1 protein-coding gene is annotated in these 1,371 nt (G+C 55.9%); it reads right to left on the reverse strand.

The features are described from left to right. Nucleotides 1–508: 508 nt before the first annotated feature. Nucleotides 509–1,075 (reverse strand): TIGR01841 family phasin, encoded by a 567-nt coding sequence (gene phaP, locus MKD50_RS30345; protein ID WP_012354794.1) that lies wholly within the window; start codon nucleotides 1,073–1,075, stop codon nucleotides 509–511. Nucleotides 1,076–1,371 lie beyond the last annotated feature (296 nt).

Raw genomic sequence — 1,371 nt, forward strand, 5'->3', positions numbered from 1 at the left:
GCCGCTGGCTCGTAGTCTCGCTTCCCATTGGAGCGGACTCGCACCGCCTGCAGCGGAAATAGGTCAATCTCGTCTTGGATCATGCTTGCGTCCGCAAAGTCTTTGCGGACGCAAGCCTGCCAACGTTCAGCCTCCAATACCAGACGTCGTCAATTGAGCGCTTACTTAGAAGGCCTCGCCAAGTATGGTGCGTTAGCTAGTATCTGGCTGTCCAAGCCCAAAGTTCTTACGCAGATTATCTACTGACGGATGCCACGTGCGCTTTGCGACCGCAGGTTGTTTCTAAGGAGGGCAGGATGAAGGGTGCAATATTCGCATCAAGTGTGCTCAACGAGGCATCGGAATATCCCCAAGGCGCCAGTCTTCTTGTCGGCGGCGCTTGACTATCACATGCTACCATCGAAGCGCTGAACTGCTGATTCTAGGTGAGGCGTTTGGATAGGCTCAGCCATCAATCCGACTTTTTTGGGCGGGACCCTCCGTGAAGACTTCCCGCCGCCGCAGCGTGCTAGCCTTTGTCGGCCCGCGCAGCGTTACTAGACGGCTGCAGGGCAGAGGACGATGCGAGTGAGGCCGCGAGGTTCACGTTGTTCTCGGTGATGTTGCCCACCTGCTTGGCTGTTCGCTGCATCGCATCGAGAAAGCTTGTTGTAGCGGTCAGAGCCGACTTCCAGGCGGCCATGGCAGTTCCCGAGCCAGAAGGAGCGACACGCTCGACCGCATCAATATAGTCCTGCATTACGCGCTTGCTCTGTTCATATTGGGCTTCGACCACCGTCGCAAGGTCGGCACGCGTCTCCGCGGCTATCTCGAGCCCTTGCCGGCAGTATGCTTGAGCCTTTTCGGCCAGCGGTAGCAAAATCCTGGCTTCCATCACCGGTAGGTCGCCATCGTTTTTGGCTTCAAATGCCTTGCGCGTGCACGCCTGGGTTTCAGCTAACGTCCATTTCATCGTCTGTAAGTTCAGTTCCGCAACCTTGTGAAATCCCTCGAGCGTTCTACTGGTAAGCCCGTACAGGATCTCAACACCCGCTTTTTGCGCTGCTGCAATCGCTTCTATGTCTGACGTAGGCATGACAAAGCCCCTGGAAATGTGCCCCAGTTGTCCCAACGAGGGCTTTCACAAGAAATTGTCCGTACAGTTCGATACAAGGATAGCTCGGATAGATGTCTACGAGACTTTCGACCAGGGCGCTCCAGCGTGTCGAGGTCTTGGGCATCCACCCCTTCCGAATGATGGGCGATAAATGGCACGGTCTCAAGAGGACTCAGGCGCCACAATTTTGGCAGACCCGATTCTGCGCACAAGCACACACTAGACAATCCCCCTATTGGCATGGTCCGTTGGAATACGGCCTCCCTCCTTGAGTG

It is taken from the genome of Cupriavidus mimosae (assembly GCF_023952485.1).
Taxonomy (GTDB): domain Bacteria; phylum Pseudomonadota; class Gammaproteobacteria; order Burkholderiales; family Burkholderiaceae; genus Cupriavidus; species Cupriavidus taiwanensis_C.

Coding starts and splice junctions, on each gene's coding strand:
- phaP (WP_012354794.1), bottom strand. CDS start 1,075: ATGCCTACGTCAGACATAGAAGCGATTGCAGCAGCGCAAAAAGCGGGT.